This window comes from uncultured Sulfitobacter sp. (assembly GCF_964021855.1).
GTDB lineage: Bacteria > Pseudomonadota > Alphaproteobacteria > Rhodobacterales > Rhodobacteraceae > Sulfitobacter.
Map to the genome: position 1 here is coordinate 296424 of NZ_CAXHZD010000001.1, position 25967 is coordinate 322390.

The 25967-nt window shown below is 56.4% G+C and carries 24 protein-coding genes; 7 read left to right on the forward strand and 17 right to left on the reverse strand.

Going from position 1 to position 25967, the window contains the following annotated elements:
• Positions 1 to 40: 40 nt before the first annotated feature.
• Complete coding sequence (gene hemH, locus AADJ11_RS01400) at positions 41 to 1087, forward strand: ferrochelatase (protein ID WP_341232774.1); 1047 nt, start codon at positions 41 to 43, stop codon at positions 1085 to 1087.
• Positions 1088 to 1224: 137 nt separating this feature from the next.
• On the opposite strand, the gene AADJ11_RS01405 is transcribed toward hemH, so the two are convergent.
• Positions 1225 to 1404, reverse strand: a complete 180-nt coding sequence (locus AADJ11_RS01405; RefSeq protein ID WP_341232775.1) for a hypothetical protein — start codon at positions 1402 to 1404, stop codon at positions 1225 to 1227.
• Between the two features lie 140 nt (positions 1405 to 1544).
• Entirely contained in the window at positions 1545 to 2150 is a 606-nt protein-coding gene (locus AADJ11_RS01410; RefSeq protein ID WP_341232776.1) for a L,D-transpeptidase, read from the reverse strand.
• Positions 2151 to 2321: 171 nt separating this feature from the next.
• On the opposite strand from AADJ11_RS01410, the gene AADJ11_RS01415 reads away from it, so the two are divergent.
• Positions 2322 to 2834, forward strand: coding sequence for a CAP domain-containing protein (locus AADJ11_RS01415; protein ID WP_341232777.1), 513 nt, complete (start codon positions 2322 to 2324; stop codon positions 2832 to 2834).
• 39 nt (positions 2835 to 2873) lie between these two features.
• On the opposite strand, the gene AADJ11_RS01420 is transcribed toward AADJ11_RS01415, so the two are convergent.
• From AADJ11_RS01420 to AADJ11_RS01455, 8 genes are all read right to left on the reverse strand, one after another.
• Positions 2874 to 3374, reverse strand: coding sequence for a L,D-transpeptidase family protein (locus AADJ11_RS01420; protein WP_341232778.1), 501 nt, complete (start codon positions 3372 to 3374; stop codon positions 2874 to 2876).
• Positions 3375 to 3459: 85 nt separating this feature from the next.
• Complete coding sequence (locus AADJ11_RS01425) at positions 3460 to 4233, reverse strand: ion transporter (protein ID WP_341232779.1); 774 nt, start codon at positions 4231 to 4233, stop codon at positions 3460 to 3462.
• Positions 4234 to 4245: 12 nt separating this feature from the next.
• Positions 4246 to 5484 carry a class I SAM-dependent RNA methyltransferase gene (locus tag AADJ11_RS01430; protein WP_341232780.1) on the reverse strand — a complete coding sequence of 413 codons (1239 nt, stop codon included), beginning with the start codon at positions 5482 to 5484 and terminating at the stop codon, positions 4246 to 4248.
• 39 nt (positions 5485 to 5523) lie between these two features.
• Positions 5524 to 7353: an ABC transporter ATP-binding protein gene (locus AADJ11_RS01435; protein ID WP_341233639.1), complete on the reverse strand. Its 1830-nt coding sequence runs from the start codon at positions 7351 to 7353 to the stop codon at positions 5524 to 5526.
• A 2-nt stretch (positions 7354 to 7355) separates the two neighbouring features.
• Positions 7356 to 9191, reverse strand: coding sequence for an ABC transporter ATP-binding protein (locus AADJ11_RS01440; RefSeq protein ID WP_341232781.1), 1836 nt, complete (start codon positions 9189 to 9191; stop codon positions 7356 to 7358).
• 65 nt (positions 9192 to 9256) lie between these two features.
• Positions 9257 to 10441 (reverse strand): CCA tRNA nucleotidyltransferase, encoded by a 1185-nt coding sequence (locus tag AADJ11_RS01445; protein ID WP_341232782.1) that lies wholly within the window; start codon positions 10439 to 10441, stop codon positions 9257 to 9259.
• Complete coding sequence (locus AADJ11_RS01450; RefSeq protein WP_341233640.1) at positions 10420 to 10962, reverse strand: CoA pyrophosphatase; 543 nt, start codon at positions 10960 to 10962, stop codon at positions 10420 to 10422. Before AADJ11_RS01450 ends, AADJ11_RS01445 begins: the two co-directional genes overlap by 22 nt.
• Before the next feature lie 43 nt (positions 10963 to 11005).
• A complete protein-coding gene (locus AADJ11_RS01455; protein ID WP_341232783.1) occupies positions 11006 to 11992 on the reverse strand; it encodes an Hsp33 family molecular chaperone HslO in 987 nt (328 codons plus the stop codon).
• 77 nt (positions 11993 to 12069) lie between these two features.
• On the opposite strand from AADJ11_RS01455, the gene AADJ11_RS01460 reads away from it, so the two are divergent.
• Entirely contained in the window at positions 12070 to 12516 is a 447-nt protein-coding gene (locus AADJ11_RS01460) for an NUDIX hydrolase (RefSeq protein WP_341232784.1), read from the forward strand.
• Here AADJ11_RS01460 and AADJ11_RS01465 read toward each other — a convergent pair.
• On the reverse strand, positions 12503 to 13717 hold the full coding sequence (locus AADJ11_RS01465; RefSeq protein ID WP_341232785.1) for a fused response regulator/phosphatase: 1215 nt from the start codon (positions 13715 to 13717) through the stop codon (positions 12503 to 12505). The genes AADJ11_RS01460 and AADJ11_RS01465 overlap by 14 nt on opposite strands.
• A 198-nt stretch (positions 13718 to 13915) precedes the next feature.
• On the opposite strand from AADJ11_RS01465, the gene AADJ11_RS01470 reads away from it, so the two are divergent.
• Positions 13916 to 14248 (forward strand): Hpt domain-containing protein, encoded by a 333-nt coding sequence (locus tag AADJ11_RS01470; protein WP_341232786.1) that lies wholly within the window; start codon positions 13916 to 13918, stop codon positions 14246 to 14248.
• Between the two features lies 1 nt (position 14249).
• Here AADJ11_RS01470 and ilvA read toward each other — a convergent pair whose 3' ends face one another.
• Positions 14250 to 15482, reverse strand: a complete 1233-nt coding sequence (ilvA, locus tag AADJ11_RS01475; RefSeq protein ID WP_341232787.1) for a threonine ammonia-lyase IlvA — start codon at positions 15480 to 15482, stop codon at positions 14250 to 14252.
• A gap of 124 nt (positions 15483 to 15606) precedes the next feature.
• Between ilvA and AADJ11_RS01480 the strand changes: the two genes are divergently transcribed.
• Positions 15607 to 16827: an argininosuccinate synthase gene (locus AADJ11_RS01480; RefSeq protein ID WP_341232788.1), complete on the forward strand. Its 1221-nt coding sequence runs from the start codon at positions 15607 to 15609 to the stop codon at positions 16825 to 16827.
• A gap of 86 nt (positions 16828 to 16913) precedes the next feature.
• On the opposite strand, the gene AADJ11_RS01485 is transcribed toward AADJ11_RS01480, so the two are convergent.
• Together AADJ11_RS01485 and AADJ11_RS01490 are read right to left on the reverse strand one after the other, a co-directional pair.
• A complete protein-coding gene (locus tag AADJ11_RS01485) occupies positions 16914 to 17606 on the reverse strand; it encodes an HAD family hydrolase (RefSeq protein ID WP_341232789.1) in 693 nt (230 codons plus the stop codon).
• Positions 17606 to 18514 carry a D-amino acid aminotransferase gene (locus AADJ11_RS01490; RefSeq protein ID WP_341232790.1) on the reverse strand — a complete coding sequence of 303 codons (909 nt, stop codon included), beginning with the start codon at positions 18512 to 18514 and terminating at the stop codon, positions 17606 to 17608. The genes AADJ11_RS01485 and AADJ11_RS01490 overlap by 1 nt, the downstream gene beginning before the upstream one ends.
• A 147-nt stretch (positions 18515 to 18661) precedes the next feature.
• On the opposite strand from AADJ11_RS01490, the gene msrA reads away from it, so the two are divergent.
• The gene (gene msrA, locus AADJ11_RS01495) at positions 18662 to 19327 is read left to right on the forward strand and encodes a peptide-methionine (S)-S-oxide reductase MsrA (RefSeq protein ID WP_341232791.1); all 666 of its coding nucleotides are present in this window, start codon (positions 18662 to 18664) and stop codon (positions 19325 to 19327) included.
• On the opposite strand, the gene AADJ11_RS01500 is transcribed toward msrA, so the two are convergent.
• Together AADJ11_RS01500 and AADJ11_RS01505 are read right to left on the reverse strand one after the other, a co-directional pair.
• On the reverse strand, positions 19317 to 20204 hold the full coding sequence (locus tag AADJ11_RS01500; RefSeq protein ID WP_341232792.1) for a ribokinase: 888 nt from the start codon (positions 20202 to 20204) through the stop codon (positions 19317 to 19319). The two genes, msrA and AADJ11_RS01500, sit on opposite strands and share 11 nt — an antisense overlap.
• Positions 20201 to 22459 carry an NADP-dependent malic enzyme gene (locus AADJ11_RS01505; protein ID WP_341232793.1) on the reverse strand — a complete coding sequence of 753 codons (2259 nt, stop codon included), beginning with the start codon at positions 22457 to 22459 and terminating at the stop codon, positions 20201 to 20203. Before AADJ11_RS01505 ends, AADJ11_RS01500 begins: the two co-directional genes overlap by 4 nt.
• Before the next feature lie 252 nt (positions 22460 to 22711).
• Here AADJ11_RS01505 and mutS point away from each other — a divergent pair, with 252 nt between their 5' ends.
• Entirely contained in the window at positions 22712 to 25333 is a 2622-nt protein-coding gene (gene mutS, locus AADJ11_RS01510; RefSeq protein WP_341233641.1) for a DNA mismatch repair protein MutS, read from the forward strand.
• A 67-nt stretch (positions 25334 to 25400) separates the two neighbouring features.
• On the opposite strand, the gene AADJ11_RS01515 is transcribed toward mutS, so the two are convergent.
• Positions 25401 to 25964, reverse strand: coding sequence for a nucleotide exchange factor GrpE (locus AADJ11_RS01515; protein WP_341232794.1), 564 nt, complete (start codon positions 25962 to 25964; stop codon positions 25401 to 25403).
• Positions 25965 to 25967: the final 3 nt, after the last annotated feature.

Below are 25967 nucleotides of genomic sequence, written 5' to 3' on the forward strand. Positions count from 1 at the left end.
CCGTCTATCTCACGGCTAATCACCCGAAAAGGATACACCAATGACCAAGACCTGCCCAGTTCATGCCCAGCCGGATCACCCCAAGATCCCGACACCCAAAGTGGGCATTCTGTTGGCCAACCTTGGTACGCCAGATAATTACGATTACTGGTCAATGCGCCGTTATCTAGGGGAATTCCTGTCGGATCGCCGCGTCATCGATTACAGCCCGTGGCTGTGGCAACCGCTGTTGCAGCTGGTCATTTTGACCAAACGCCCCTTTACCAGCGGTGCTGCGTACAAGTCGATCTGGAACGAAAAAGACGGCGAAAGCCCGTTGATGACCATCACCAAAGCGCAAACAGCCAAGATCAAAGAGACGATGCAGGCGCGGTATGGTGACGCAGTTATGGTCGATTTCTGCATGCGTTATGGCAACCCGTCGACGGAATCCAAGGTCAAAGCGATGGTCGAAGCAGGCTGTCAGAAAATCCTGTTTTTTCCGCTGTACCCGCATTACGCTGGGGCCACATCTGCCACCGCAAATGATGCGTTCTTTGCCGCTTTGGCCAAGGAAAAATGGCAACCGGCCGCGCGCACCGTGCAACCCTATTTCGACCGCCCTGATTACATCGAAGCACTGGCCTCCTCGATCGAGCAGGCCTATGCGAAAATGGAGACCAAACCGGACAAGCTGCTGTGTTCCTATCACGGTGTGCCGCAACGCTATTTGATGGAGGGTGACCCCTATCACTGCCAGTGCCAGAAAACGACGCGCTTGCTAAAGGAACGGTTGGGCTGGGACGACACCCAGATCATGACGACCTTTCAGTCGAAGTTTGGCCCCGAGGAATGGTTGCAGCCCTATACCGTGGAAGAAGTCGCGCGTCAGGCCGAGGCTGGCAACAAAAAGATCGCCGTTTGCGCGCCTGCGTTTTCCGCCGATTGCATCGAAACGCTCGAAGAAATCAACGAAGAGATCAAAGAAAGCTTTGAGCACGCAGGCGGTGAGGAGTTTCACTATATCCCTTGCCTGAACGACGACGAACTGCACATCAAAGCGCTGTCGAACGTGATCGAGGAAAACCTGCAAGGCTGGATCGACTAGGCACAATTCGCCAGATCATTTCGCGTTATCCGCTCCCGCATAAGGACCGGATAGCGTGTGGTCTTTTTCCAGATTGAAGACACAAAAAAAGGCGGTGCAAAAGCACCGCCTTTAATTTGATTAGTCGCGTGACTTAATTAGTCAGCAACAGCAGCGGCTACGAGAACCAGCAGCATCAAAGGAATCAAAACACCGGAAGAAGAAGAGGTGGACTCTTCAACGATTACGGGTGCTTCGATGACGGGATCTGCCAGCGAGCCAGCAAATGCAGTCGATGCAGCAGCTGTCAACGCAGCGGCGAGAACGAGTTTCTTCATATCATAACCTCCAGAAAAGGCGTACCTCACAGTGTGATAGCACGCGCCCAAGACTTACCTCGTAAAACTTTCTAAACAGCATCTGCGCGCGATTGCAAACCCGGATTCAGAGTTTTATCCCCACAAACACGCAAATATCGTCAAATTAGCAACACTTGTGTGCCTACATTAGTCAGCTCGAAAAGCTCGGCGATATGTTCGTTGTACAAGCCGATGCATCCGTTCGACGAACGGCGGCCGATCTTGCGCGTGTCATGGGTGCCGTGGATGCGATAATACGTCCAGCTTAGATACAGCGCATGGGTGCCCAAGGGGTTGTCCGGGCCCGGTCCAATAACGGCTGGCCACTCTGGGTTGCGCTCGAGCATCGAAGGCGTCGGCCGCCATGTCGGGCCTGTCACCTTTTGAATGACGCTTGTCCGGCCACGGCGCGTCAGCTCGGCGGTCAGCGGCACACTGGACGGGTATAGCTTGTAAACCGACTGATCCTCAGACCAGAAATGCACAGCGCGGCTGTCGATATCAACCAGAACGGCACCCTTTTTGGTGTCGTTGAAATAGGGGCGCCAATCCAACGTGCGAAAGCTTGAAATATTCCGGCGGACGGTCTCGTTGATGTCCCGCTCGGTTTCTGTGGTTTCGGCACTGTTTACAGTGCTTTGGGCAAGCGCAGGGCTGGCCAGCATTGCGGCACTGCCTGCCAAAAATGCACGCCGCGACGAGAGATTAAACTTTTGGTCAGACATTCAATGTCTCCTGGGATTGGTAAAAGCCATTTATTTTTACACATATATGACCCGAAAGCCGCAGTATCAAATCAAACCAACGTCAACTGGCGCACTCACGCCGATGTGCGTTTGATCTGCAACGCAGGTCAGGGTAAGGCATCGGAAACCTCAAATGCGTGGAGCTGCGCCATGATCCGTTTATTTTCCGTCCTGATTGCCCTTTCCGTGGCCCTTGCGGCCTGTGCGCCCGCCCCGACAACAACGATAGGTTCGGATGGCAAACCCTTGCCAAAGCTTTACCGCATCAGCCGGAGCGATTCAGGAAAACTGCAATTCCGCATGCTTGATTCCGTCAACGCATTGCGCGGCGCGTCCGGTCTGGCCGAAGTGCAATTGGATGCGGCCCTAAACGCCGCTGCCGCGACCCATTCCCGCGATATGGCCAACCAAAACCGCCCGTGGCATTTTGGCTCTGACGGGTCATCCCCTGTCGATCGCATCCAACGCGTTGGATACACCGGCGAGTTGGTGGGCGAGGTGATCTCGGAAACCTATGAGACCGAGCTTGAGACCCTTGCCGCGTGGATGGAACAGCCAGACACCCGCCGGATCATTATGGAAGCCGACGCGCGGAACTTGGGCTTTTCCTGGTATCAGGAAAGCAACGGCAAAATCTGGTGGACAATGGTCTTGGGCAAATAACCGTCAAAGGTTACTTGCCGCTACATTATCCGTTCTAATTCAGGGATATAACGCGATTGGTGTGCCATCGCCCACCATCGCGTAAATCTCTTCAATGTCTTTGTTAGAGACCGAAAGACAGCCCCATGTCCAATCGTGGCGGTTCTTTTCACCTGGACGTTTCTGCCCGTGGATAAAGATATCTCCGCCCGGCTTTTTGTTTATCGCCGCGGCCATCGCGCGGTCAGTTTGATTTGGGTATGAAATACCCAAAGACAGATGGAATTTGCTGTTCGGATTGCGCCGGTCAATCAGGTACAAACCTTCGGGTGTTTTTCCGTCGCCTTCGAACCGTTTATGACCAACAGGCGCGAACCCCAGCTTAAAGTCATAGGTTTTCAGCACTTTGTCTTTGTGCATCAGGAACATACGGCGGTCGCCCTTGTTGGCGATCACATAGGTAACCTGCGGGCCGTTATACCGTTTGAACTTGCTCTCACCGCCACACGCACCAAGGGCCACCAACGCGGTGCCGCCCAGAATTAGATTTCTGCGTTTCATTCTCATGCCTCGTTTCGCCATGGCCTTTTCGACCTTTATCAGCTTCGCCTAGCATGTAGCAAAAATTTTGAACCTCAAAAAGCCGTTACTGGTGCTGCTTTTCTGCCAACTGCTTCTCAATCGCCACCAGCTTGCGCATGACTTCCTCGCGGTAGACGTCTGTGCGCTCTACCTCGTCGGCCTGATGGGCGTCTTGCATCGAGTTGACGATCAAACCCACCAAAAGGTTCACAACGGCGAAAGTCGTCACCAGAATGAACGGCACGAAAAACGCCCACGCATAGGGGTAAACCTCCATCACGGGGCGCACGATCCCCATGGACCAGCTTTCCAACGTCATGATCTGAAACAAGGAATACGCGCTGGCCGGCAGCGATCCGAACCATTCAGGGAACGCGTCAGCAAACAGTTTGGTCGCGATCACAGACCCGATGTAAAAGATGATCGTCATCAGCAAAAACACCGACCCCATACCCGGCAGGGCGGTGATGAACCCTTCGACAACGCGGCGCAAACGCGGTGCGACCGAGATCACCCGCAAGATACGCAAAATGCGCAGCGCCCGCAGCACCGACAGCCCCTGCACAGCCGGAACAAGCGCAATCCCCACGACCGCAAAGTCGAACAAATTCCAGCCGTTTCTGAAAAACCCCGTGCCGCGCGCAAAAATCTTGATCGCGATTTCGACGATAAAAATCGCAAGGCAGACGGAATCGAGGAACATAATCGCCGGGCCAAACGCATCCATCAACGCGGGCGCGGTTTCCATGCCCAGCAGCGCGGCATTAAAAATGATCACACCAATAATGAAATTGCTAACCATTGGGCTCTCGACCCAATTACCTAGACGTTCGCGCATGAAGATACTGCCCTAATTACGTTTGCGTTTAACCTCGGGGGCAGTGAACTGCGCCGCAAGCTCCACATGGGAAGACCAGCGGAATTGGTCAACAACCTGCACCCAATTCAATGCATATCCCGCAGCAATCAAAACGGCGGCATCCCGCGCAAAGGTCACGGGATTACATGACACATAGGCAACGACAGGCGGCATCGCTTTGGCGATCTCGGCCACCTGCGCCTCGGCTCCCGCGCGGGGCGGGTCCAGCACAACCGCATCGGTTTTGGCCAGCTCATCGGGCAGCAATGGACGACGGAACAGATCGCGTGCCTCAAACGTCACGGGTTTTAACCCCTGCGCCATCCGCCAGCCGTGATCCAGCGCCGCCGTCATCAGCGCATCGCCCTCAACGGCATGCACTTCGGCATTTTCGGCCAAGGGCAGGCTGAACGTGCCGCAACCAGCGAACAGATCGATAACGTGACGCGCAGGCCCAACCGCCTCACGCACAGCGGTTACCAATGCGGCCTCGCCTTGCGGGGTGGCCTGCAAAAACGCACCGGGGGGCGGCGTTACCTTGGCGACACCAAAACGTTGGACCGGCGGCGTGCGCATGGCAATCACGTCGCCATCCCACGTCAGACGGGCAAGGCCCAGACTGTCGCACAGATGCGCAAGTTCTTGGCGCAACGGGCCATCCAGCTCTTTGCCATTTTGCGCCGAAATATCCAGACCAGCGCGCGATGTTGTCACGGTCACCGCCAACGGTGCCTTGCGACTGGTGCCCACAACGGCCAATTGTTCAGCAATCGGTATCGCTGCCATAACCGCCGGATCCAGCAATTTGCAGTCAGGTATTTCGATCACCACATCCGACCCGCGGCCATGGAACCCCGCCATCGCGCCCTTTTTCGTGCGCTTGGCGGCAAAGGTCGCCCGGCGACGCGATTGCGCGGGCGAGGTTTGGATCGGCTTGAAAACAGTCTCTATCCCGTGGGCATCCAGCGATGCCTTAACCACACCCATCTTGAAATCCGCGACATAGTCATCCGACGCGTGCTGCAATTGGCAGCCACCGCAGGCTTTGAAATGGCGGCACGGGGCCGCAACACGGTTTTCCGAAGGCTTGACGATGCGGATGTCCGTCAGGGTTTGCCCAACAGGCACGCCTGTCACGACCTCCCCCGGCAAAGTCATGGGGGCAAAGAGCGGGCCAGCGGCAATGCCGTCGCCCAGGTGACCAAGTCGCTGAATTACATATTCTGTCATGCACCGCGCATAGCGCGAAGGACGCGCCAGCAAAAGCCCCTATTCAGCGGCCTTCACATCCAGAAACCCGCCCGACTGCCGCTGCCAGTACCGCGCATAAAGCCCGTCTTGCGCCAACAGCGCGTCATGTGTGCCCATTTCGACAATCCTGCCAGCGTCCATAACGGCGATCCTGTCCATCTCGGTCAGGGTCGACAGACGGTGCGCAATGGCCAGAACTGTCTTTCCCTCCATCACGCGGCTCAGGGCGGATTGAATGGCCGCTTCCACCTCGCTGTCCAGCGCGCTTGTCGCCTCGTCCAGGATCAAGATTGGCGCGTCTTTCAAAATCGCACGGGCCAAGGCGATGCGCTGGCGTTGCCCGCCAGACAGCTTAACGCCCCGTTCACCCAGATGCGCGGCATAGCCTTTGCGCCCGGTGTGGTCTTGCATGTCTTTGATAAACTCATGCGCCTCGGCCTTGGTCGCGGCGGCGATCACCTCGTCCTCGGTCGCGTCGGGTTTACCATACCGGATGTTATCAAAAGCCGACCGGTTGAACATGGCCGTTTCCTGCGTGACCATCCCGATCTGACGCCGCAGGCTTTCCTGCGTAACGTTTGCAATATTCTGACCGTCGATCAGAATGCGCCCTTCCTCGAGGTTATAAAGATGCAGCAACAGCGAAACGAGGCTGGATTTACCGGCACCAGACGCGCCAACAATGCCCAGCTTCTCGCCCGGCTTGATATCAAGCGTCAGCTGTTCAACGCCGCCGGTTTCGCGCCCATAGGTGAAGCGGATATCGTCAAAATTGATCGCTCCGTTGCTCACCACCAGATCCTGCGCGCCGTCTATATCACGCAACTGCTGGCGCGGGGTTAGCGTGCGCATGCCGTCCTCGACCTCACCCATATTCGCGTAAAGCGCCATCAACGTGAAACTGACCCAACCGGTCATCTGCGCCAACCGCAAAGACACAGCGCCCGTCGCCGCAATATCGCCCGCCGTCACCAGCCCCAGCGACCAATACCAAAGCGCGCCACCGACCAGCAGCACCGGCAAAAGCCCCGCAATCGTCATCAGCCAGAACCTGAAAGCGACACTAACCCGGCCAAAATCAAGGCTTGTACCCAGAAATTTGTTCATCGCGCCCAGCGCGGCGCGGTCCTCAAAATCGGCATGAGCGAACAATTTCACCGTCTTGATGTTGGTGATCGTATCAACCACCTGCCCCGTCACCATCGCCCGCGCACCGGCACGCGCCTGCGAAAACTTGCGAATGCGTGGCATGAAATGACGAATCAAAAAGACATAGCCGACCATCCACAGGACCAACCCTGCGGCGATCCGCCAATCCACCGTGCCCAGCAGCATCACAGCGCCAACAAAGGACGCCGCTGCGAAAATGATGGTGTGGATCATCTCGACCACAACATCGGTCAGGGCGCGGCTGGTCTGCATTTCCTTTTGGGAGATCCGGCCCGCGAAATCATTGTCAAAAAACGTGACCGCCTGACCCAAGGTGTACCGGTGCAACCGCGACAGCGAGATGTTGAGTATATTCGGCCCGATAACAATCGACTGCATATAGGATGCCATCCCAAAAAGCGCAGGCCGCAGGATCAGGAAGAACACCAAACAGCCAATCATCAAGCCGATCTGGTCGCTGAAAACCGCGCTTGGCGTCGATGACAGCGCCGCGTCAACGACCCACCCCAGCACAAGGGCGGCCAACACCTCGACCACACCGGCGATCATGGATAGGAAAGCGGCCAAAGCGAGTGCGATCCAGCACCCCTTTAGCGCCCAGCCAAAAAACGGCAGCAAACGTTGCGGCGGGTCACCATCGGCGGGCGCAAACGGGTCAATCAGATTGGTAATATTCATCTTCATTCGTCTTCCGTCTTGAGGAACCCGCCGGATTGCCGGCCCCAGAAATCAGCATATAGCCCGCCATTCGCCAAAAGCATGTCATGCGTGCCTTCTTCTACGATGCGTCCGTCATCCATCACCAAAATCCGGTCCATTTCGGCAATGGTGGACAGGCGGTGCGCGATGGCGATAACGGTTTTCCCCTCCATCATGCCATACAGCGTTTCCTGAATGGCGGCCTCGACCTCACTATCCAGCGCACTTGTCGCCTCGTCCAGCAGCAGGATCGGAGCGTTTTTGAGGATTACCCGAGCAAGTGCAATCCGTTGGCGTTGCCCGCCTGACAGTTTCACACCCCGTTCACCGACCTGCGCATCATAGCCCGACCGCCCGTCAGCATCCGCCAGATCATGAATAAAATCATGCGCTTGCGCTTGCTTGGCTGCCGCGATCACCTCGGCGTTCGTTGCGCTTGGTCGGCCATACAGGATGTTTTCGCGAATGGTGCGGTGCAGCAATGCGCTGTCTTGTTGCACCATCCCGATGTTTTGCCGCAGGCTGTCTTGCCCCACCTTGGTGATGTCCTGACCGTCGATCAAAATCTGGCCGGTTTCAGGATCATAGAACCGCAAAAGCAGCTTAACCAAGGTCGACTTTCCCGCGCCAGACCGCCCGATCAACCCGATCTTTTCGCCCGGTTTGACGACCAGATTAACGTTGTCCAAACCACCAGACCCGCGACCATAGTGATGCGACAATCCGATCATTTCGACCCGCCCGTCGGTCAGATCAAGCGGCTGCGCATCAGCGTCATCCACCAGCGTAATGGGTTGTGCGATCGTCTCCAACCCTTCGGCCACGACACCAAGCTGCTGAAAGAACGTGGAAAGCGCCCACATGATCCAGGCCGTCATGGAATTCAGCCGCAAGGTCAGCGCAGCGGCGGCAGTCACAGCCCCGACGGTGGCATGACCCGCAGACCACAAATAGAATGCCCACCCCACAACGCCAACGATCAAAAGACCGTTCAACATGACCAGACACACATCCATCACTGTGAAAATGCGCATCTCTTTCTGAAAGGTTTTGCGCGCGTTTTCGATGGCGGATTTGGCATAATTCACCTCGCGGTCATGATGGGCAAACATCTTGACCGAATGAATATTGGTATAACTGTCAACGACACGGCCTGTGACCTCGGACCGGGCATCGGATGCCGCTTTGGACGCGACGCTGACACGGGTTACCGTCCAACGGGTCAGCAACATATAAAGCGAGAACCAGATCACCAGCGGGATAAGCAGTTGCCAATCCGACGTGGTCAGCAAAATCGCGGCACCGATCAAATAGGCCAGCGAATACGAAATCGCATCGAAAACGTGGAATATCACCTCGCCTGCGGCGGGGGGCGTTTGCATGATTCGGTTGGCAATACGCCCGGCAAAGTCATCCTCGAACCAGCCGACGGATTGCCGCAACACCTGCCGATGCGACCGCCAGCGGAACAGCGCCCCGTAATTCGGCAAAATCGCATTGTTCAGCAACAACACGTCTAAGCCCTGCATCAGGGGCCGCAAAAGCAGAATGAAAAGCGCGACCAGAATGAATTCGGTCTTATAGGTTTGCCAAACCTCGGCAGGCGATCCGTCCAGCAGATCCACCAGACGACCCATATAATAGATCAGCCCGATCTCGATCCCGGCGACGATTATCGACATGAAACCTGTCAGCCAAAACAGCTTTTTGAACGGTTTGCTATAATCAAGAAAGAATGCCCACAGCCCGGTTGGGGGCGTGTCCTGTTCGGGATACTCGACATAAGGGTCGACAAGGTTTTCAAAGAAACGAAACATAACAAGACTTCCAAATATATGGGTCGAGATATTCAGACCGCGCGGCACAAGTCCACCTTTTGCGGTCAGGTATTTGGCGTATCCAACAAAGTGGCGCGATCGGCAGTAAATCCCGACGCGATCCAAACCGCCTCTAGCTGCTTGAGCCGTTTGCCCAGATCAGGGCCTGAATATTCCGGCATCAGGTCCGCCGACTTGATCGGGAAAACCGCTTGGCTCGCCTGCTGAATCGTCTCTAACACAGACAAATCCGGTGGTGTTTCGGCGATACAAGCGCGCAGCAACCAAGCGCCTTGCGCGATTTTCACGCCATGACGATAGGCCAGCTCGGCAATCGGCGCTCCCCCAAACGCGGCGTCCTTTAAACGATCCAGTTCACGCGTATCAGATTTGCTAAGCCTCAGACGATCCGCAACATCGTCGCCCCCCAATGCCGCCAGCCGCCACAACCACGTGACCGGCAAACCGGCGAGCTGTTCAAAATGCACCAACATCGCGATCCAGCGATCATCTGATCCGGGCAATATAGCGCCCAAAACCCCTGTCTGGCGCATCGCGGCCAATGCGGGGGCGGGATCGGGGGCGCGCAACATCTTTTGCATCTCGGTGCCGACACGCTCCGCCGAAAGTGTCCCTAACCCGTCGGTATTTGATGCAATCGCGGATAACGCATCGGCGTCAAACCCTTCTGCCGGGTTCGAATACCACGCGCAAAACCTGAAAAACCGCAACGTCCGCAGGTAATCCTCGCGAATGCGGGCATTGGCATCTTCGATAAACCGCACGCGTCGGGCACGCAGATCGGCCATCCCCTCAAGCGGATCGATAACGCGCCCTTCGGCATCGGCATAAAGCGCGTTCATCGTGAAATCACGGCGGCGCGCGTCATCATCAATATTGTCGGAAAAGGCGACGACCGCACGGCGACCATCGGTTTCGACATCCCGGCGAAAGGTCGTTACCTCGAACCCTTTGCCGCCACTGACGACCGTCACCGTTCCGTGTTCAACGCCTGTTGGAACGGCCTTTAGCCCGGCCCGACGCGCCAATGCAATTACCCGTTCAGGCAAGGCATCCGTCGACATGTCCACGTCACTATCCGGCAGACCCAACAGCGCGTTGCGCACGCATCCGCCGACAAAGTAGATACGGTGGCCGCCCGCCTCGATCGCGTGGGCAACCGCCTGCGCATCCGCATCGGCAAGCCAGCTGGTATCGGCAGGAAGGGTTATGTCATACGTTCGCACCATGCCCGCAGCATACGCGCGGTTGCACCCCAAATGTAATAGGGGCCGTAGGGAACAACGTAATAATGCCGTTGTTTTCCGCGCCAGCGACGCGATTGCACCAGATAATTATCGGCGTTCAACACATGGCTTAGCGGAACGGTGAACACTTCCTCGACCTCGCCGGGCTCGGGAATAATGTCAAAAACGTCTCTAACAAGGCCAACAACCGGGGTCACATGAAAATTGGTCACCGTTTCATGGGCTGGTAGCGTGCCCAACACATCGACCAGCTCGGTAGGCAGGCCAATCTCTTCACGCGCCTCGCGCAGGGCGGCCGCGATCACATCAACATCGCCATCGTCCTGCTTGCCGCCCGGAAACGCAATTTGCCCCGGATGATGCTTCAGCGCGGAGGACCGTTTGGTCAGGATAAGCTCGAACTGGCCGTTTTTCTCAACAATAGGGGCCAGCACACCTGCAGGTCGCAATATGCGATCTGCGGGCAGCAACACATCCTTGTTCAGATCAAAATCGGACGACATGACGCCAGTTTGCGCCAACGCCGTCCGAAAACTGTTTATCTGATCAATCAGCACGGGCGGATTCGGCGTCAAACCCGACTGTTTTCGGATCCAGATCGTAATGCGCGCTACAGAACTGGCAATCTGCGGTCACACGGCCGTCTTCCGTTGTCATCTTCTCGATGTCTTTGGCCGAATAGATCGACAGGCTTTGGCGCACGCGTTCTTCTGAACAGGAACACCCGAAACGTACCGCCTGCGCGTCGTAAACACGTGGCGATTCCTCGTGAAACAGGCGCAACAACAGATCCGTGGGCGGCAAGCTGGGGCCGATCAGCTCCAGCTCGTCCACCGTATCCAGCAGCACGTTGGCGCGACGCCAGTTTTCGCCCTCTTCGCCATCAACCAGATCATCAGGGGTCAAGATTTCACCTGTACCTTCAGATTTAGCGGCAAATGGCGACGCTTTGGGCATGTGCTGCAACATCACGCCGCCAGCGCGCCAATGTTCGGCCTCGCCCGGCATGGACGATTTGCCAAAGCTGAGCTGAAACCGCGTTGGCAGCTGTTCGGATTGCGCAAAATAGGATTCCGCACAGGCAGACAGCGACCCACCGGCAAGCGGGGTGATCCCTTGGTAGGGTGTCATGCCCTCGCCTTGGTCGATCATGACGGCAAAATATCCTTTGCCGACCTGATCAAACGCAGGCGCATCGGTAATCCGATCCGCGTCAAAGCTGGCATAGGCGCGAATGCGGGCCGGGGCACCTTCGTCAGTCGGGCCATAATAATCGACGGCAATCATGCGCACGGGGCCATCCGACTGAACCTGCAACTGCAATTTCCAACGCAGCTTGATCGTTTGGCCGATCAACGCGGCCAGCAACGCCATCTCGGCGACCAATGCTTCGACCTTTTCAGGATAGTCGTGCTGACGTAGAATCCCCTCGAGAACGCCATCCAAACGGGCGACGCGGCCGCGAATGTCGGACGCATCCAGTTGAAAGGGCAGAACGGTGTCGTCCCACGCGATTTTATTTCCTTGGTTCATCAGACTTTCCTTACAGGCGGGCAGTTGGCATACCGCGTCTATATAAGGGCAACAAGCCACACGAAAAGGGGTGTTATATGCTGCGAAGATTTGGCGAGCCGCCATTGGCTGGAAAAAACTATACCATTCGGCCCGGTGCCTATGCGATTTTGCCGCTGAAAAACCGGTTTTTAATGACCGCGCAGATGTCGCCCCAGGTGGATGTGCAATTGCCAGGTGGCGGTATTGATCCCGGCGAATCCCCCCTTCAAGCGCTGCACCGCGAGGTGATGGAGGAGATCGGTTGGAAGATCGGATACCCCCGGCGGTTGGGCGCGTTCCGGCGGTTTGTTTATATGCCCGAATATGATCTATGGGCGGAAAAACTGTGCCATGTCTATGTCGCGCACCCAATCCGCCAAATCGCCGATCCTATCGAACCGAATCACACAACCATTGTGCTGTCTGCCGATGAATCCCTGGCCGTTTTGGGCAATGATGGTGACCGGTCATTCCTGCAGGAATACTGCGCTAACAGCCTGTAAACTCGAATAATATCCCTGACACATCATCGGGGAACTCGGCGTGTCCGGAAAACTCGGACAGCTTCCACAAGATCGCCTCAAGCAGCGGCGGGCCTGACACATCGCGCAGCGCGAAAAGCATCTTGGCGAGGCCCTCTTCCTCCATCATCGCCCCGTCTGGATTGGGGCATTCCGTCACCCCGTCCGACAGGATCAACAGCCGGTCGCCGGGGGATAAATCTACGTCGAATTTTTCATATTCGACCTTGGCCATCAGCCCGACAGGGAAACCGCCGGGGCCGTTTTGTTCAATTTTGCCATCGCGGCGCTGCACCACGGGATGGGGGTGGCCTGCCTGACACATCGACACATGGCCCGATTTCAAATCAACCTCTGCCAAAAGCAGGGTAAAATAATGTTCGGTTTCCATCTCGCTTAGCACCAGATCGTTCAATTCGGAAACGACCTGCTCGGGCGGGCGCATCTTATATTCACCATCGTGATCGCGGGTTAGGGCGATATTCTGATCCGGCACGGCCGCCGAAAGATAGCCCGCCAACCGCGCCGTCATAAGGGCAGAGCTGATCCCGTGACCCGAAACATCAATTCCGAAAAGCCCAAGTTTCGTGTCGTTCACCGGAAAGAACCCAACCAGATCTCCGCCGACATGACCGCTGGATCGCAGCAACAGCGACAGCTTGCCCCCTTCAAAATCGCGGGTACGTTCGCGGACCAGTGATTGTTGGAGCTTCTTTGCCTCGATCAAATCCTTATCCAGCAAGTCATAAACACGCTGCAATTCGTCCAATGTGTGAGTGATAATCAGGTTTTTATCAATCAACTGGCGCTGCATTTCCAAGATACGTTCGCCCGCCGCAATCCGGGCGCGCAATTCATGCACATCAACCGGCTTGCTTAGAAAATCATCAGCGCCACTGTCCAAGCCCTTGGCGACCTCGGCCTTTTCGCTTTTTGACGTTAGTAAGATAAAATAGCCGTATTGCGTTTCGGATAACGCACGGAATTCGCGGCAGAATTCCAGACCAGACATCCCCGGCATCACCCAGTCGCTTAGCACCAAATCGGGCAATTGCGCCTTACATTTTTCAATCGCCTCGGGGCCCGATGCAGCCTCGACCACGGAAAACCCCCATTTCCTAAGCGACGCACCCAGAATGCGACGCTGCAGTTTGCTGTCATCCACAACCATGGCAAGCTGCATAACGCCATGGCGCCGCGGCTGTTCTGAAATTTGCGGATTGTGGTGCATCAACTAGACCATTCAGAAAGGTGAAAGCACCGCTCTATCGCACAGCTGTTTAACAGCCCATGAAACCTAAAACTTGAACAAACAATCGCGGGTGACCCACCTGCCGTTAATCAACTTGTTCTATCGTTTCCGGTGAAAGGAAGCTGCACCATGATTGACTGGGCACAGGTTAACACCCTGCGTGATGACGTTGGAAAAGAAGACTTTGCTGAAATTGTCGAAATTTTTATCGCCGAGGTTGAGAATGTTATCGAAAAGCTGCGCAACGTGCCCGACCTGAACACCCTTGGCGACGACTTGCATTTCCTTAAAGGCAGCGCGCTGAACCTTGGGTTTCTGGCCTTTTCGGAACAATGCCAACTGGGGGAAACGAATTCAGCCGCTGGCCACGCCGATCAGGTTGATATTTCCGCGATTGTTGCGGCTTATGATTCATCCAAAACGAAATTCATTGCCGAAATGCCCACGGCGCTGACCGCCTAAATCACAGCACGAACTGGGCCAGCGTTTCGTCATTCGTAATGTCGGTATAGGTAAACCCGGCGTCATTCAGTTGAGAGAGGAACGGGCCAAAACTGTCCGGGCTGCGGGTTTCGATCCCGATCAGAACCGACCCAAAGTTACGGGCGGATTTCTTGAGGTATTCAAACCGGCAGATGTCATCATCAGGGCCAAGCATAGCCAAAAAATCCTTTAGCGCGCCGGGGCGCTGCGGCATGCGCAGGATGAAATATTTCTTCACGCCAGAGTACCGCTGGGCGCGCTCCTTAACCTCGGGCAGGCGTTCAAAATCAAAATTACCGCCAGACGCGACACAAACGACGGTTTTGCCCTTAATCTGCTCCGCAACATCGCCCAGCGCCTCGATCGACAGGGCACCGGCTGGTTCCAGCACGATCCCCTCAACGTTCAGCATTTCGATGATGGTCACGCAGATGCGGTCTTCGGCCAGATTAATCACGCTCATTGGATCAACCCCCTTGAGGCGGTCAAAATTCCGCTGACCGATTTTGGCCACCGCGGCACCATCCACAAAGCTGTTGATCGGCGAAATATCCACCGGCACCCCATGGGCCAAGGCACCTGCCAAGCTTGGCGCGCCTTTGGGTTCGACAAAGGTATAATCGCAGGCATTCCCGAAATAACTGTAAACCCCAGATGACAGCCCACCCCCGCCAACGGGCAAGATAACGCGATCCGGAATGCGGCCCAACTGCTGCTCGATCTCGACCGCGACCGATGCCTGCCCCTCGATCACATCCTCATCATCAAAGGGCGACAAAAAATGCGCGCCTTCGCTGGCACAAAATTCCTGCGCGGCTGATAGAGTTTTATCGAAATAGTCGCCAACCAGCCGCACCTCAATCTGCGCGCCGCCAAACATCTTGGTTTTCTGGATTTTCTGCTGCGGCGTGGTTACCGGCATGAAAATCACGCCTTTCACCCCGAAATGGCTGCACATAAAGGCAACGCCCTGCGCATGATTGCCCGCGCTTGCGCACACAAACAGCGATTGTTCCGGGATCACCTTGCGCATCGCATTGAACGCACCGCGCAGCTTGTACGACCGAACCGGGCTTAGATCCTCGCGCTTGAGCCAAATATCCGCGTCAAACTTTTCTGACAGATGTTCATTGCGCATCAGGGGTGTCGCAGGGAACACATCGCGCATCGCTTTGGTCGCATTTTGCGCCAAGATCTGGAATTTATCGGTCATCAATGGCCTCATAAGGTGATTATCCTTCGATACGGCCCCTAACACGGGCGGTCAACGCAGCCTTCAATCTTGCTCACGCCTGTAAAACCCGATACCTCGCGATGCAAACCGCAAAGGAAACAACATGTCCGCGCCCAAAAAAGTTGTGCTCGCCTATTCCGGTGGGCTTGATACGTCGATCATCCTGAAATGGCTGCAAACCGAATACGGTTGCGAGGTGGTGACATTCACCGCCGATCTTGGCCAAGGCGAAGAGCTGGAGCCCGCCCGCGCCAAAGCCGAAATGATGGGTGCATCTGAGATTTATATCGAAGATGTCCGCGAAGAATTCGTACGCGATTTCGTTTTCCCGATGTTCCGCGCCAACGCCCTGTACGAAGGGCTGTACCTGCTGGGCACATCCATCGCGCGGCCGCTTATTTCCAAGCGTCTGGTTGAGATTGCTGCTGAAACCGGTGCCGACGCTGTCGCCCACGGCGCGACCGGCAAAGGCAACGATCAGGTGCGCTTTGAGCTGGCCGCCTATGCGCTGAACCCTGACATCAAAGTCATCGCACCTTGGCGCGAATGGGATCTGACCAGCCGAACCAAACTGCTTGAATTCGCTGAGAAAAACCAAATTCCCGTCGCCAAAGACAAACGTGGCGAGGCACCGTTCAGCGTGGATGCGAACCTGCTGCACACGTCCTCCGAAGGCAAAGTGCTGGAAGACCCCGCAGTAGACGCACCCGAATATGTCTATCAGCGCACCGTCGCCCCAGAAGATGCGCCAGACACGCCCGAATATGTCGAGATCGGTTTCGAAGCCGGCGATGCCGTCAGCATCAACGGCGAAGCAATGTCACCCGCCACGATCCTGACCAAGCTGAACGAATTGGGTGGCAAACACGGCTGTGGCCGTCTTGATCTGGTCGAAGGTCGCTTTGTCGGGATGAAATCGCGCGGGATTTACGAAACCCCCGGCGGTACATTGCTGCTTGAAGCCCACCGTGGCATCGAATCGATCACCCTCGACCGTGGCGCGATGCACCTGAAAGACGAACTGATGCCGCGCTATGCCGAACTGATCTATAACGGTTTCTGGTTCAGCCCCGAACGCACCATGTTGCAGGCCGCAATCGACGCGTCACAAACCCACGTGACCGGCACCGTGCGCCTGAAACTGTACAAAGGCCACGTGCGTACCGTCGGTCGTTGGTCTGATCATTCGCTCTATTCCGAAGCACACGTGACCTTCGAAGACGACGCTGGTGCCTATGATCAAAAAGACGCGGCCGGCTTTATCCAGCTGAACGCCCTGCGTCTGAAGCTGTTGGCAGCCCGTGACAAACGTCTGAAAAGCTAATCGGCAAAGATGATAGAAAGGCCCGGGCAGATTGGTTTCTGTCCGGGCCTTTTTTGTTGATACCTAGCATTTCGGTGGGCAGGTATTCACCTAATACGTTGATCATAAAGCGTATTATAATGGGGCAGCGCTTCCTCCAGAAGCCGTTCCTCATCCCCTGATAGCTTTGGCAACGGCCCCTCGGCCCCGGCGAACCCCGTGCTTTTATGCACGGCCCCATACCAATGCGACGCCCAAACACCATCCTCTGCCCTGGCACCTGCTGGCCACGACAACGTCGCAGGATCAAACGGCAGATCGATCGCCTTACACAGCTTGCGCAACATCCCCTCGGGGTCGGCGCGAATATCAGCGGAATCGATGACCAAGCCGCCGATCTGATCATAAAGCGCCGTCTGCTGACCAAATCCAATATCCGCAAAGCTGGGTGCCTCGCGTTTCGCGGCATAGCTGGCAATCACGCGGGCCGGGTGTCGGATCAGGTGAATGTTCGCACACCCCTTGGCCCATTCCATCGGAAAACCGTCTAGCATGTGATGCGGCATATGTTTCATATACATATGCGGCCTGCCCGGCTGCGCACAAAGCGCGGCGACCTGCGCAGGGTCGGTGTCTTGGGCGGCCAATATCTCGGCCCGCATCGGATGATCCACGCCCGTTGCCGCCAGATAGGCCGCATAGAACGGTTCATCCATCACCGCAAAATCAGCGCGGTTGCCAAAGCTGTACATCATCGCCGTGCTTAAATTGCGCGGGCCGGACCACATCGCGATCCGCATCAGGCGCATTCCTGCTTGATCAGATCCTTGTAGAGATCGCGCAACCGCAACGTCATTGGCCCCATTTCCCCAGTGCCAATCTGGCGACCGTCAATCGATGCAACGGGCGTCTGCGCGCCAAATGTCCCGGTCAAAAACGCCTCGTCTGCGCCATAGGTATCAACGAGTGAAAAATTACGCTCAAAAACCGAGATGTCATTAGCGCGGCACAGATCGATCACCTTTTGCCGCGTGATGCCGTTCATACAATAGTCACCCGTGCTGGTCCAAACCGCCCCCTTGCGCACGATGAAAAAGTTACAAGCGTTGGTCGTGTTCACAAAGCCATTGATATCCAGCATCAGCGCCTCGTCGGCACCGGCCTTTTCCGCAGCGATACAGGCCAGAATGCAGTTCAGCTTGGAATGGCTGTTCAATTTGGGGTCTTGGGTCATCGGCAACCCGCGCAAGTGGGGAACAGTCGCCAACCGGATCGGGCGCGGAATGCTGGGGCGTGAATGCTCCATAATAATGGTGATCGTCGGACCGGATTGCGACAGCGACGGGTGCTGAAACGGTCGGGTTTTGACGCCGCGCGTGATCATCAAACGCGCATGGGCATCGGTGGTCATATCATTGGCTTTTTGCGTCTCTAACAAGGCGGAAATCAATGTTTCGCGAGTCATTCCGACATCGATATCGATGGCTTTCGCAGCCTCGAACAGACGGTCAAAATGCTCATCCATGAAGGCCCAACAGCCATCATACAGGCGCAACCCTTCCCAGATGCCATCGCCCAACATGAACCCGCTGTCGTACACGCTGACCATCGCTTGGGCCTTGGGAACAATCTGGCCGTTCAGGTAAATCAGTATCTCGTTGTTGCGCGCGTCTTCTTCGGCCTGATGTGTGGTCACGTGATCTTGCATCGGTAATCCCCTTTTCACCGCGACGCTAAGAACTTCACCGCCCCGCGCCAAGCCTGAAATTGAATTCAACAGCGCGTGAGATGCCCAAGCTGTGCGTTGCGCCATGCCGCGAACCGCGTCACCGTCCCGTAACAGAGGAGACCCCCAATGCGCATCTTAACCAATATCAAGCTGATCGCCCTTTCCGTCACCATCGGTTTGGGCCTCATCGCGCAGGGCACCAGCGCCAAAGCCGCCGGGACAGAGACGCTTTTGGTGGCTGGCGGGTGCTTTTGGTGCGTCGAATCCGATTTCGAAGGCGTCAAAGGCGTAAAGGAGGTCATTTCCGGTTTTGCAGGCGGATCGATGAAAAACCCGACCTACAAACAAGTCGTCGCAGGTGGCACTGGGCATTACGAAGTCGCGCAAATCCAATTTGATCCTGCGGTGGTCAGCACCGATCAACTGCTGGCGATGTTTTTCCGGTCAGTCGACCCGACGGATGCCGGCGGTCAGTTTTGTGATCGCGGCGACAGCTATCGCACAGCGATCTTTGCCGACGGTCCCGCACAAAAGGCCGCCGCTGAAAAAGCCAAAGCAGATGCACAAGCCGCATTGGGCCAAACAGTGGTCACACCGATTTTAGGCAAAGCCGCGTTTTACCCCGCCGACGAGTATCACCAGAACTATTATAAAAGCAGCGACCGGCTGGCATTCAGCAGCGTCGGTCTGGGCGTCAAGAAATCCGATGCCTACAAACGCTATCGCGACAGATGCGGGCGGGATCAGCGCGTGAAACAATTATGGGGCGATGCCGCACCCTTTACGCATTAGGGTCACCGTCGAAATTATGATCCTGAATTTCCTTCAGGTCTGGAATCACATCTGCCGTGCCCTGCCGCGTCACCATCAAAGCGGCAGCTTGCATGGCCAGCGTAATTGCGTCCGACATCGGCAGCTTGCGATCAAGCGCGGCAACCAAATAACCGGTAAACGTGTCACCGGCACCCGTCGTATCAACAGGCTTGACGGGATAAGCCGCAAAAGATTGCTCGCTTTTCCCTTTGTTAGAGACCCATTTACAGCCGTTTTCACCCAAGGTGACAATGATGTCGTCAATGGGAAGCTGATCCAACGATTGGCCCAGCGCCTGAACCAGATCAGCTGCTTCACCCTCGTTCAGAACCAGCAGATCGACATCATCCATCACGTCGGCCACGACGTCTGCCTCGAACGGGGCGGCGGCATAAGCCACGCGCAGCCCGAGGGTTTTCGCAGTACGGGCGGCAAATTCCTGACCCAAAGTTTCGTTCTGCATCAACAGGAAATCACCGGGCGACGCCTCGGACAGGGCACCGCCGATGATCCTGTCGTCAACCTCGAAATTTGCCCCGCCAAATAGGACGATATTATTCTCGCCATCTTCGGCGACACAGATATTCGCGTGGCCCGTGGGCATGTTGATCATGTGGATATGCTGGGTCTCGACCCCGTATTCCAACAGACGTTCGACCGCCCATTTCCCATCAGGCCCAACGGCACCGATATGCATCACACGGGTACCCGCGCGGGCGGCGGCGACTGACATATTCGCGCCCTTGCCGCCCAAGCCTTGGTTAAAATCCTCGGCCGCGATGGTTTCGCCGGGTTTCGGCAAATGACGCAGGTAATAGAAATTATCCGCGTTGATTGAGCCGAGGTTCCAGATCATTCGCCGACCTTACATGCCGCCAGGATTGCCATGTTCAGGATGTCATTGGCCGTCGATGTGGTTGAACAGATCTGGATCGATTTATCCAAACCGGTCAAAATCGGGCCAATCACCGTGGCGCCCGCCATTTCCTGCATCAATTTAACCGAAATGCTGGCCGAATGCCGTGCCGGAACCACCAGAATATTCGCAGGTCCCGTCAACCGCGAGAACGGATAGTTCTTTTGGCTTTCCGCGTTCAGCGCGACATCAACGGTCATCTCGCCTTCGTATTCAAAGTTAACACCGCGGGTGTCCAGAACGTTTGGCGCGCGCTGCATTTTCTCGGCCCGTTCGGAAATCGGATAACCGAATGTCGAAAAGCTGACGAAGGCTACGCGGGGCTCAAGCCCCAGATGCCGCGCAACCTTGGCACCGCTTTCAGCGATGTTCGCCAGATCGTTTTCATCCGGCCATTCATGCACCAGCGTATCGCCGATAAACACGATCCGGCCTTTGTGCAGAACGGCGGTAATACCAACCGCGCCATGCTGCGCATCGGCGTTAAACACATGGTTAATCCGCTCGAGGACATGGGCGGATTTGCGTGTCGCACCGGTCACCAGACCATCGCCATGCCCATGCGCCAACATCAACGCCGCAAAAACATGGCGGTCGCGCGCGGCAAGACGGTGAATGTCTTTGCTGTCAAAGCCCCGACGTTTCAGACGCTCGTACAGAAACGTTTTATACGCATCCAAGTGGGTCGTATTGGCCGCATTCACGATCTCAAGCTCGCGATAGGCATCTTCCAAACCGGCGGCTGCCAGCTTGGCCTTTACGTCGTCAGACCGACCAACAACCAACGCTTTGCCCAGACCGGAACGTTGATACGTGACCGCAGCGCGCAACACCTTGGGGTCATCCCCTTCGGCAAAAATCATACGCGCCTGATTGGCACGGGCACGGGCGTTTATCCCGCGCAGAATATTCGCCGTCGGGTCCATACGCGATTTCAGGCTCAGCTCATACGCGTCCATGTCGATGATCGGGCGCCGCGCGACGCCAGTGTGCATCCCGGCGCGGGCCACGGCAGGTGGAATGCGGTGGATCAAACGCGGGTCAAACGGCGTGGGGATGATATAATCACGACCAAAGCTCAGGTTTTTACCATAGGCCAGCGCGACCTCGTCCGGCACGTCCTCGCGGGCAAGATTGGCCAAGGCATGGGCACAGGCGATCTTCATCTCGTCATTGATGGCGCGGGCGTGAATATCCAGCGCGCCACGGAACAGATAGGGAAAGCCCAACACGTTGTTCACTTGGTTCGGATAATCACTGCGGCCCGTGGCGACGATGGCGTCGGGGCGGACTTCATGCGCTTCTTCGGGTGTAATCTCGGGATCGGGGTTCGCCATGGCAAAGATCACCGGATTATCCGCCATGCTGGCAACCATCGCAGGGGTCACAGCACCCTTGACCGACACGCCCAAAAACACATCGGCGTCTTTCATCGCCTCTTCGAGGCTGCGCAGATCGGTCGATGCGGCGTGGGCCGATTTCCACTGGTTCATACCTTCGGTACGACCCTGATAAATAACGCCCTTTGTGTCACACATAATGCAGTTGTTGTGCTGTGCGCCCATCGCTTTCAGCAGCTCAAGACAGGCGATTCCGGCAGCCCCCGCACCGTTCAACACAATGCGCACGTCTTCGATTTTCTTGCCAGAAATATGCAGCGCGTTCAGCAGGCCGGCCGCACAGATCACCGCAGTCCCGTGTTGGTCGTCATGAAAGACGGGAATATCCATCTCTTCTTTCAGGCGCTGTTCAATGATGAAACATTCAGGTGCCTTGATATCCTCAAGGTTAATGCCGCCAAAGGTCGGGCCCATCAGTTTGACTGCGTTAATAAACGCTTCGGGGTCTTCGGTATCCAGCTCAATATCGATCGAATTCACATCGGCGAAGCGTTTGAACAGGACCGCCTTGCCTTCCATCACCGGCTTGGACGCCAACGCGCCCAGATTACCCAAGCCCAAGACAGCCGTGCCGTTTGAAATCACCGCAACCAGATTGCCCTTGTTGGTGTAATCATACGCCAGTTCAGGGTTTTCAGCGATCGATTCACACGGCACCGCAACACCGGGCGAATAGGCAAGGCTCAGATCGCGCTGCGTTGTCATGGGGACAGTCGCGGTAATCTCGAACTTGCCGGGCGTTGGCTCTAGGTGAAAGGCAAGCGCCTCTTCGGATGTGATGCGGTTCTTGGACACTGGCAAAGCTTCCCTATTGTTTCAGGGCTTAATATCGACGAACCGCCCTGCGTACAATCATGATGGCGCTCACAGGCCTGCGACGTAACGAAGCCAATCACGTTAACCGGTAAATTTGACATGCGGTTTTGGGAAATCTGACGGCAGGCGCGCCTTACCAATCAGGATCGCCCCTTTCATGCCCGCCCGTGTTTTTGTAGACAGGCATATGCCGAACAGGGGTTTGTAGTGAGCGACGAAAAAATCACGCCAATGATGGCGCAGTATCTTGAGTTGAAAGCGCAATATGCCGACGCCTTGCTGTTTTACCGCATGGGCGATTTTTACGAGATGTTTTTTGATGATGCCGTCGCCGCAGCCGAGGCGCTGGATATTGCGCTTACCAAACGCGGCAAACATGGCGGCGAAGACATCGCAATGTGCGGCGTTCCCGTGCATGCCGCCGAAGGGTATCTGCTGACCCTGATCCGCAAAGGGTTCCGCGTCGCCGTATGCGAACAAATGGAAAGCCCGGCAGAGGCGAAGAAGCGTGGATACAAGGCCATCGTCAAACGCGACGTGGTGCGTTTGGTGACCCCCGGCACATTGACCGAAGAATCCCTTCTCGACGCGCGGCGTCATAATTTCCTTGCCGCCTTTGCCGAGGTGCGCGGCCAACATGCGTTGTCTTGGGTGGATATTTCCACCGGCGCATTTCACGTGATGCCCCTCACTTTGGCGCGGCTCGGTCCGGAGCTGGCACGTTTATCCCCCTCGGAACTCATCGTATCAGAAGCAAAGGAAGACGAACTGCGCGACCTAGTGGCCGATTTCAATCTGTCGCTGACGCCCCTCGCCCGTTCCGCATTTGACAGCACCAGCGCCGAGAAAAGTGTTTGCGATCTGTTCGGGGTCAGTTCGCTTGATGCATTCGGCAGTTTTGAGCGCGCCGATATTTCGGCCATGGGTGCCGTCATCGAATATCTCGAGATCACTCAAAAGGGCAAACTCCCCCTGCTGCGCCCGCCGCAAAAGGAATCCGAGGCCCGCAGCGTCCAGATTGATACCGCAACGCGCCGCAACCTTGAACTGACCCACGCGCTATCTGGTGGCCGTGCTGGTACGTTGCTTTCTGTCATGGACAAGACAGTTACCGCCGGTGGCGGGCGCCTGTTGGAACGGCGCATTTCGTCACCATCCCGCGTGTTAGAGACGATTCATGCCCGCCTAGACGCCATTACCTTTGCCGTCGATAACAGCCGCTTGCGGCACGATCTTCGCGACCATCTGCGCAATGTTCCCGATCTGGAACGCGCATTGTCCCGCCTGTCACTTGATCGCGGCGGCCCACGCGATCTGGCCGCCATTCGCAATGGCCTGGCAGAGGCCAGCCTGCTTGCAGACAAGACCGACAGCAGCGACATGCCCGATCTTTTATCAAATGCTATCAAGGGGTTGCGAGGTCATGACACATTGGTTGATCTTCTCGATCAGGCCTTGGTCGCCGAACCACCGCTTTTGGCCCGCGATGGCGGCTTTATCGCCCCCGGTTACGACAGTGAGCTTGACGAGGTTCGCACCCTGCGTGACGAGGGCCGCAGCGTTATCGCGCAAATGCAGCAGGAATTCATATCAACGACCGGAATTTCCGCGCTAAAGATCAAACATAACAACGTCTTGGGCTATTTCATCGAGGTCACCTCGACCCACGCCGAAAAAATGCTATCGGCCCCGCTGTCCGAAACCTTCATCCACCGGCAAACCACCGCGAACCAGGTCCGCTTTACCACGGTCGAGCTGTCCGAGATGGAAACCAAGATCCTCAATGCGGGCAATCACGCGCTTGAGATCGAAAAACGGCTCTATGAAACGCTGAAAGCCGCAATTCTGGCCGAGGCAGGCCCCATCGGTATCGTCTCCGCAGGCCTCGCCGAAATCGACTTGGCCACCGCGCTGGCCGAACTGGCGCAGGCCGAAAACTGGGCCAAGCCGCGCGTCGATAATTCGCGGGCTTTCGATATCTCGGGCGGCCGTCACCCCGTCGTGGAACGCGCACTGGCCCAGCAATCCGGGGCCGCGTTCATCGCCAACGATTGCACATTATCCGCAACCGACGAACACGCGCAGATCTGGCTGCTGACCGGCCCGAACATGGCCGGTAAATCGACCTTTCTACGCCAAAACGCGTTGATCGCCCTGATGGCGCAGATGGGCAGCTACGTCCCCGCGACCACTGCACATATCGGTCTGGTCAGCCAGATCTTCAGCCGCGTGGGCGCATCCGACGATCTTGCCCGCGGGCGGTCGACCTTTATGGTCGAAATGGTCGAAACCGCGGCGATCCTTAATCAGGCAGACGACCGGGCGCTGGTCATCTTGGATGAAATCGGCCGCGGCACAGCGACCTATGATGGGCTTTCGATTGCATGGGCAACGCTGGAACATTTGCACGATGTAAACCGTTCGCGCGCGCTGTTCGCCACGCATTACCACGAAATGACCGCCCTTTCGAACAAATTGGACGGCGTCGAAAACGCGACCGTCACCGTGAAAGAATGGGAAGGCGAGGTTATCTTCCTCCACGAGGTCAAGAAGGGTGCCGCTGACAGATCATATGGTGTTCAAGTCGCACAGCTCGCCGGCCTGCCGCAATCGGTCATCGCCCGCGCCCGCGTCGTTCTCGAAGCGCTTGAAAAAGGCGAACGCGAAGGCGGTGCCACGCAGAAAACCTTGATCGACGATCTTCCGCTGTTCTCTGTCGCACCAACGCCGCCGCCCCAACCGACAAAGATCTCCAAGGTCGAAACGGCCCTCGCAGATATCTTGCCGGATGAACTCACCCCCCGCGAAGCTTTGGATGTGCTCTATCAACTAAAAGAGGCGGCCAAAGATTGACCGCCTCCCCTATATTCCAAATGGAAATAAATCCTCCCCGAAGGGTCCGCAGCTAAACCAAAGCGGCTTAGCTTGCGGGCATTGACGAAACGCCAACTTGCGCCGGGCGCAGCAGGCGGTCGTGCAGCATGAAACCCTCGGTCGCGACCTGAATGATCTCTCCGGCGGTGGTGCCAGGAACCGGCGCTTCAAACATCGCTTGATGCTGCTGCGGGTCAAACTTATCACCAACCTCGGGCGCGATCACTTCGATGCCGTGCTTTTTGAACACGTTCAAAAGCTCGCGCATTGTCAGTTCGATCCCTTCCAGCAACGGCCCGGAAATCGTGCGCTGTTCATCGGTAACGGCTTCCAGCGCGCGTTTCATGTTGTCGTAGACCGGCAGCATATCGCGGGCCAGCTTGGACCCACCATAGTTCTCTGCTTCACGACGGTCCTTGTCCGACCGCTTGCGCGCGTTTTCGGCATCGGCCAGCGCACGCATAAAGCGGTCCTTCAACAGATCACGCTCGGCACGCAACTGGTCTAGCTCCAGCGCTTCGTCGTCAATTTCTTCCATTTCATCAGCATAGGCTTCGGCCTCTGCATCATCAATGTCGTCCAAAAATTCATTCTCTCTCGGCTCTGCCATATT